6 protein-coding genes are annotated in these 6,794 nt (G+C 40.4%); 1 reads left to right on the top strand and 5 read right to left on the bottom strand.

Annotated features, from left to right (window positions below; genetic code table 11):
- Positions 1 to 369 precede the first annotated feature (369 nt).
- Positions 370 to 1,035 carry a DUF2238 domain-containing protein gene (locus FTT76_RS02820; protein ID WP_180009608.1) on the top strand — a complete coding sequence of 222 codons (666 nt, stop codon included), beginning with the start codon at positions 370 to 372 and terminating at the stop codon, positions 1,033 to 1,035.
- Between the two features lie 364 nt (positions 1,036 to 1,399).
- On the opposite strand, the gene FTT76_RS02815 is transcribed toward FTT76_RS02820, so the two are convergent.
- The 5 genes from FTT76_RS02815 to pstC form a co-directional block, all read right to left on the bottom strand.
- Positions 1,400 to 1,822: a hypothetical protein gene (locus tag FTT76_RS02815; protein WP_168379213.1), complete on the bottom strand. Its 423-nt coding sequence runs from the start codon at positions 1,820 to 1,822 to the stop codon at positions 1,400 to 1,402.
- Between the two features lie 108 nt (positions 1,823 to 1,930).
- A complete protein-coding gene (gene sohB, locus FTT76_RS02810; protein WP_180009607.1) occupies positions 1,931 to 2,893 on the bottom strand; it encodes a protease SohB in 963 nt (320 codons plus the stop codon).
- A gap of 190 nt (positions 2,894 to 3,083) precedes the next feature.
- Positions 3,084 to 4,007 (bottom strand): phosphate ABC transporter ATP-binding protein PstB, encoded by a 924-nt coding sequence (gene pstB / locus FTT76_RS02805; protein WP_218948527.1) that lies wholly within the window; start codon positions 4,005 to 4,007, stop codon positions 3,084 to 3,086.
- 13 nt (positions 4,008 to 4,020) lie between these two features.
- Entirely contained in the window at positions 4,021 to 5,412 is a 1,392-nt protein-coding gene (gene pstA, locus FTT76_RS02800; protein ID WP_180009606.1) for a phosphate ABC transporter permease PstA, read from the bottom strand.
- Entirely contained in the window at positions 5,409 to 6,788 is a 1,380-nt protein-coding gene (pstC, locus tag FTT76_RS02795) for a phosphate ABC transporter permease subunit PstC (protein WP_180009605.1), read from the bottom strand. Before pstC ends, pstA begins: the two co-directional genes overlap by 4 nt.
- Positions 6,789 to 6,794 lie beyond the last annotated feature (6 nt).

Below are 6,794 nucleotides of genomic sequence, written 5' to 3'. Positions count from 1 at the left end.
TTCAGCAAGTGTTTTTTCTGCTTTGATCGCAGCAAGTGCTACCTTAGCCTTAAAGTCGTTTGAATGATTTCTTCTTGGTCTACGTGCCATAAAATACTCCATATATTGATGTTTATAACATCATTTGAGGAGCAAAATATCACTTATAAGTGTTGTTCAAATTTCCTGATCCACCTCTCTTCGATATACATCTGAGTTTAATACAATCTTTTTGAAAATACTTATCCCTAGTTGCTAGCTGATGACATTTGAAAAAATAATGCACAAATTCTAACGCCGGCGAACTAACACCTTTCATCGCATTATGGCTATACTTGCCGCGAATTATAAACATTGCACACCGATAAAAAATTTGAGCTTTGCCTTTTCATGATTGATTTCAAATTAAAACTTAAGCACATCTTAGCTTTTGCGTTATTAACTCTTGCTATTGCGATCGCCAGTATCCAACCTTTAGAAATGGAAGCGTATATACTCCATCAAATTGGCACAGCGTTTATGCTGATCGTGCTGCTCGTTTTCCTCTATAAAATAGGGCTAAGTTTCGCAACTGTTTGCCTGTATCTTGGCTTTTTACTGATTCATGTCATCGGTGCCCATTATTTATATTCTTATGTGCCTTATTCTGAATGGACACAAGCTCTCTTAGGTTTCAACCTTGACCAAAGCATGGGATGGTCTCGGAATATGTATGATCGGCTTGTACACCTTGCCTATGGATTGCTGCTCTATCCGTTCTTTTATCGCATATTTCAAATCTGGCTACCACAATTAAAAGCCGGAACACTCTTTTTATTGGTCGTACAATTCGTCATGGCGACCAGTTTATTTTATGAATGGATCGAATGGCTGATTGCCATTGGCTTATCACCAGAAGAAGCTGAAAATTATAATGGGCAACAAGGTGATATTTGGGATGCGCATAAAGATATGCTGCTCGCAACACTTGGTGCGATGATCACTGGTGGTATTTGTTTAATGACATCAAATTTGTTGAATAACGCTAAACAAAAGCCTGAATATTTTTTATCTTAAATACTGATGTTACGCACCTAGAAGTAATTTCTCATTTTAAAAATGATTTTTAAGTCTATTCGACGGAGTCTTACATCTAGGAATTGAATAACGGGATTAGCCTTCGGCTGGAGGTACTTTTACGAAACGATGTTTCTCATTCGGCAAAATGAGAAGCGAAGCTTCGCAAGGAAACCATCTTGCGAAGCAATGCTCCTCACCGCAAAACTCGTTCGCTCGCGTCTACGTATTCAAAGTATCGCAAAAACATTTTTGATTAGAAGCAGCCCTGTCTCAAACACTTGCGGATGACGTTACCGCGTATCGTTGTTTTATTTGAATCAAATTGCACTTCTGGTGTTACTGCGTAACATCAGTTAAATATTTAAGCAGTCCATTGAATTAAGATTGAATCTGACATTTGCGGATTCAATTTTCGGTCATAATACTGAAAGCACGCTTTTGCTCCCGCTGGCATTTTTTGTAGATCATCATCTATACGAAAATGCCGTGTATATTTTGTATGATTCACTAAAATTTCAACCCGCTCAAAAGGCTGTCTTTTATTTATATTTCCGCTACTCATATAACTCTGATAGGCCACAACAGTGCCGCAGGCTTCAGAGCGAACATCTACCTGTAGTGATGAACAATAAATATAGCCTGCCAACAGTGTTGCTGCTGGGCCAAACAGCGCAGCATACTGTTTCAGCACAGATTTTTTCACACTTTGAAAATGCAGCAAATATAGCCAAGGCCAAACCATTAGGCAAATGACACCACCTAAAATAAACAGAAAATTAGACATCATTATCATCAATATCTATGTACGCAACGCAATCTATCACAACAGCATCGTTTAGCATAAAAAAAGCTCACCGAAGTGAGCTTTAAATACTTTATAAGCATAAAGATTTTAAAATTTTAGATCTTTTAATTGAACGATATTTGCATTAGCTTTGCTCAATGATTCCATCACTTTTGACATGACAGCAGGAACCAATGAATCCGCAATTTGTGCTGCTTGTAAGCCTAACTTCTCACCCAGTGTTGGTTTTTTGCGGGTTTCAATCATATATACATCATGTTGTGGCATAAGACTTAATAGATATTCATCTGACGTTTGGAGTTTATCGACCAAATTGAGATCCATTGCATCTTGACCATACCAATGCTCACCTGTGGCAACTTTATCGACATTGAGCTGAGGACGGTATTTTTCAACAAAGTGTTTAAACAAGTTATGGGTTTGCTGTAACTCTTCTTCAAATTTGGCTTTACCTTCAGCAGTATTTTCACCAAACATAGTTACGGTACGTTTGAACTGACCCGCGGTATACAGTTCAAAATCGATATGTTTTTCTTTCAATAAACGGTTAAAGTTCGGCACTTGTGCAACCACACCAATCGAACCCACCACGGCAAATGGTGCTGAAACGATCTCATTTGCAATGCAGGCCATCATATAGCCACCGCTTGCAGCAACTTTATCCACGCAAATGGTTAAGTTAAATCCAGCATCACGTAAACGTACCAATTGTGCAGCGGCCAGACCATAGCCATGCACCATCCCGCCTGGACTTTCTAAACGTAAAACCACGCGGTCACGTCCTGCTTTTGCTGTCGCTAAGATCAGGGTAATTTCTTCACGTAGACTCGTTACCGCAGATGCAGCGGTATCACCATTAAAATCGATTACATAAATTTTTTGGTTATTCTTTTTACGTGCGCGCGCTTCTTTTGATAATTGTTGGCTTAGTTGCAGCAGCTCAAGTTTAGATGCAGTCGTTTGCGCAATTTTTTTTCGTTGTTCATTGATACGTGCATTTAAGTGGCTTACACGAATTTCCGCAGGCAACTTGGGATTATGAAATAGCATAAAATTGAAACTCATTTAATTCATATTTATGTTGTATAACATGTGGGTTACATCACAAAAATTCAATCTATTTTTTGAAAATAATTCTCATTGAGTCAAATTGAGCTTTTTATTTCTATCAATCCTTTTCTACCTAATTATTGACTTCATAAAAAAAGAGCCTTTCGGCTCTATTTTCAAACAGTCTAGATTAACCAAAACGACCGGTAATATAGGCTTCTGTAAGCTGATGATCCGGTTGGGTAAAGACTTTTTCAGTGGAATTCACTTCAATTAAATCACCCAAATGGAAATATGCGGTACGGTCAGAAACACGCGCTGCTTGTTGCATCGAGTGTGTCACAATCGCAATGGTATATTGCGCTGAAAGTTCAGTGATGAGCTCTTCTACTTTTGCTGTTGCAATTGGATCGAGTGCTGAACAAGGTTCATCCATTAAAATCACTTCAGGACTGACAGCAATGGTTCGCGCAATACATAGACGTTGCTGCTGACCACCTGAAAGTCCTGTACCCGGTTGGTTCAAACGGTCTTTCACTTCATCCCAAAGGCCTGCTTTACGCAGACTATTTTCAACAATTTCTTCCATGTCGTATTTGTCACGTGCCAAACCATGCAATTTTGGACCATAAGCGACATTGTCAAAAATAGACTTTGGGAATGGGTTCGGCTTTTGGAAAACCATACCCACTTGGGCACGCAGTAACACCACATCGAGATTTGGATCATAGATATCTTGATTATCCATAAGCACTTGCCCTGTCACACGACAAGAATCAATCGTGTCATTCATACGGTTGAGCGTACGTAGGAAAGTTGACTTACCACAACCAGACGGACCAATAAAGGCAATCACTTCATTTTCATAAATGTTCAGATCTATGCCTTTGATCGCTTCAGATTCACCATAGTACACATGCACATCATTGGTACTGATTTTCACATTGCTCGATTTCGCATCTTTTTTCGCGCTAGATTGCGTATCGAATTGTGACACAAACGCAGTATTGGTTTGTTTTTGGCTGCCCTGAGCAGAGGTAAATTGTGTTTGTTCTGGATTCACGGACTTATCCTGATATAAGGAATTCTTTTCAGTTGTAATGACGCTATTCATATAATGCCCTCAATTACCAGCGTACTTCAAATTTCTTACGTAACCAGATGGCTAAACTGTTTAAGCCGATCATGAGAGCAAGAAGTACAATGATTGCTGCTGCGGTACGTCCTTCAAAGAAGTTACGTAGCTCATTACCTTGCCAAAGGAAAATTTGTACAGGTAATGCAGTGGATTGATCTAAAGGAGTGGCTGGTACACTTGCCACAAAGGCACTCATACCAATCAATAATAATGGAGCAGTTTCTCCTAGGGCTTGCGCAACACCAATAATGGCACCGGTTAAGATACCTGGTAATGCCAGTGGCAAGACGTGGTGAAATACAGTTTGTAAACGTGATGCACCCAAACCTAAAGCGGCTTGACGGATCGATGGAGGAACAGCTTTTAGTGAAGCACGTGTGGTAATAATGACCGTTGGCAAAGTCATCAAACTTAAGACTAAACCACCAACCACAGGAGCCGAAAGCGGCATATGCATCCAACCAATAAAGATCGCTGCACCAAGCAAACCAAAGACAATCGAAGGAACCGCTGCTAAGTTGTTAATGTTGACTTCGACAACATCGGTAATCCAGTTTTTAGGTGCAAATTCTTCTAAGTAAATTGCGGATGCTACACCGATTGGAATTGAAATAATGATCACGATCAGCATCATAAATAACGACCCCATAAACGCCCCAGCTAAACCTGAAGTTGCAGGTGAGCTACGAGAGTCTGGATTCTTAAATATTTCAGTATTAAATGAGTTAGTAATAACACCATCAGCTTTAAGTTTATCTGCAAGTTGGCGTACTTCTGGGCTCAATTGTTGCTGTTCATCAGGCAAGCTGCGGTCAATATTACCAGCCAACCAGACATCGACATTAGCATCTGCAAGGATTTTAAAATCTTGTTTTTGACCAATCAATGACGGATCTGCCATTACCATGTCACGTAAGCGATAAGCTTCTGAACTTGTATATAAACTGTTGAGATCATCACGTTGTGAGGCAATCGCTGGATCTTTTGCTATGATGCCATTTACGATGAGCGCATTCCAATCCACCATGCCCATTTCAGTTTGCCAAGCAATGTAACGCTCTTGGAACTGTGCAGGTGATTCACCTTCTTTTTGAATTGGTTTCGCACCAACTTTGACAATGTTTGGATCAAAAAACACAGGTACCGTCATTGAGCTTTGCCAAAATGCAGGTAAACCTTTGGCTAAAATACTACCAAACAATAGCACGACGAACAATAAGCCAGTCACTACTGCACTAAAGCCCAAGACACGGAAGGTATTTTCTTTACGGTGTCTTTTCGCCAATGAGTTTTCAATGATTTTCTTACGTTTTTCACGAAGCTCAGCGGCTGCATGTGAATCAAATTTTTGATCCATGTTTGATGTATTCGTAGTACTCATTCGTATTGCTCACGGTATTTACGCACAATGTACAGTGCAACAATATTCAGCCCTAAGGTAATCACAAACAGTGTTAAACCGAGTGCAAAAGCAACTAATGCTTGAGGACTCGCAAAGTCTGTATCACCTGTTAATTGGTTTACGATGGTAATAGTGACGGTAGACACCGCTTCGAGTGGGTTGATATGCAGTAAAGGACTGTTCCCTGCTGCAAGCACCACAATCATGGTTTCACCAATTGCACGAGATGCTGCCAATAAGAATGCACCGATGATGCCCGGCAATGCAGCTGGAATCACTACTTGGCGAATGGTTTCTGATTTTGTAGCACCCAAACCGAGTGAACCGTCACGAAGCGCGCGAGGGACTTGGGTAATGATGTCATCAGATAATGATGAAACAAATGGGATAATCATAATCCCCATCACAAAGCCTGCTGTTAAAGCACTGGTTGCATTAATATCGAGTCCGATATATGCGCCAAGTTGTTTTGCAAAGGGTCCAATAATCATTAAGGCAAATACACCATAAACAATCGTTGGAATACCTGCGAGAACTTCAATGGCCGGTTTTGCCCAAGCACGGAAACTTGGCTTTGCATATTCAGCCAAGTAAATAGCAATCATCAAACCAACAGGAACAGCAACCAATAGCGCAATACCACTCACCATGAGCGTACCCCACAATAAAGGTAATAAGCCGTAGCTGCCTTCTGCACTTCCCGAAGTACTAAAACCTGGGTTCCATTCAGTACCAAAGAAGAAATCGAGTGGATTAACAAAACTAAAGAAGCGCATTGCTTCACTAAACATCGACATTACGATGCCGACAGTGGTCAAAATCGCCACGCCTGAACATAGTGCCAATGCCACATTTAAAACTTTTTCAACTTGGTTTCGTGCACGATATTTTTCTGCAATGCGACGTTTAGCCATCACTAAACCAATCAATGCCGCACTTACTACAACTGCTAATTTCGCGAATGAACCAATGTTCTCAATTTTCTTTAACTGTTCTGCTGCTGCAAGTTCATATGCAGCTGGCGTATCACTTACTCCAAAACCAGAAGCAATCGCTTGAACGCGGTCAACCATTACGCTCGTGCTTGCAGGATCTAAACTTAAACGAATATTTTCAGGGACATTATTTAAAATAACGTGTTGAAAAACACTCGGTTCAACCAAGTTCCAAACAATCAAGATTAAAAAAGCGGGAATCCCACACCATAAAGCGACCAAAACACCATAGTAGCCCGGTCGTGAATGCAACATTGCTGAGTTATTGCCTTTACCTGCAAGTTTGCGACTTTTGATCAGTCCAACTTGATAAGCGATTGCAATAATTGCGAGCAACACACCAATAAGTAGCAGATTCATGTAATC

This window comes from Acinetobacter sp. YH01009, from assembly GCF_013420765.1.
Classification (GTDB): domain Bacteria; phylum Pseudomonadota; class Gammaproteobacteria; order Pseudomonadales; family Moraxellaceae; genus Acinetobacter; species Acinetobacter amyesii.
The sequence above is the reverse complement of the archived record's forward strand: the minus strand, read 5'-3'. Positions and strand labels throughout refer to the sequence as shown.

Coding starts and splice junctions, on each gene's coding strand:
- pstC (WP_180009605.1), bottom strand. CDS start 6,788: ATGAATCTGCTACTTATTGGTGTGTTGCTCGCAATTATTGCAATCGCT.
- FTT76_RS02815 (WP_168379213.1), bottom strand. CDS start 1,822: ATGTCTAATTTTCTGTTTATTTTAGGTGGTGTCATTTGCCTAATGGTT.
- FTT76_RS02820 (WP_180009608.1), top strand. CDS start 370: ATGATTGATTTCAAATTAAAACTTAAGCACATCTTAGCTTTTGCGTTA.
- pstA (WP_180009606.1), bottom strand. CDS start 5,412: ATGAGTACTACGAATACATCAAACATGGATCAAAAATTTGATTCACAT.
- sohB (WP_180009607.1), bottom strand. CDS start 2,893: ATGCTATTTCATAATCCCAAGTTGCCTGCGGAAATTCGTGTAAGCCAC.
- pstB (WP_218948527.1), bottom strand. CDS start 4,007: ATGAATAGCGTCATTACAACTGAAAAGAATTCCTTATATCAGGATAAG.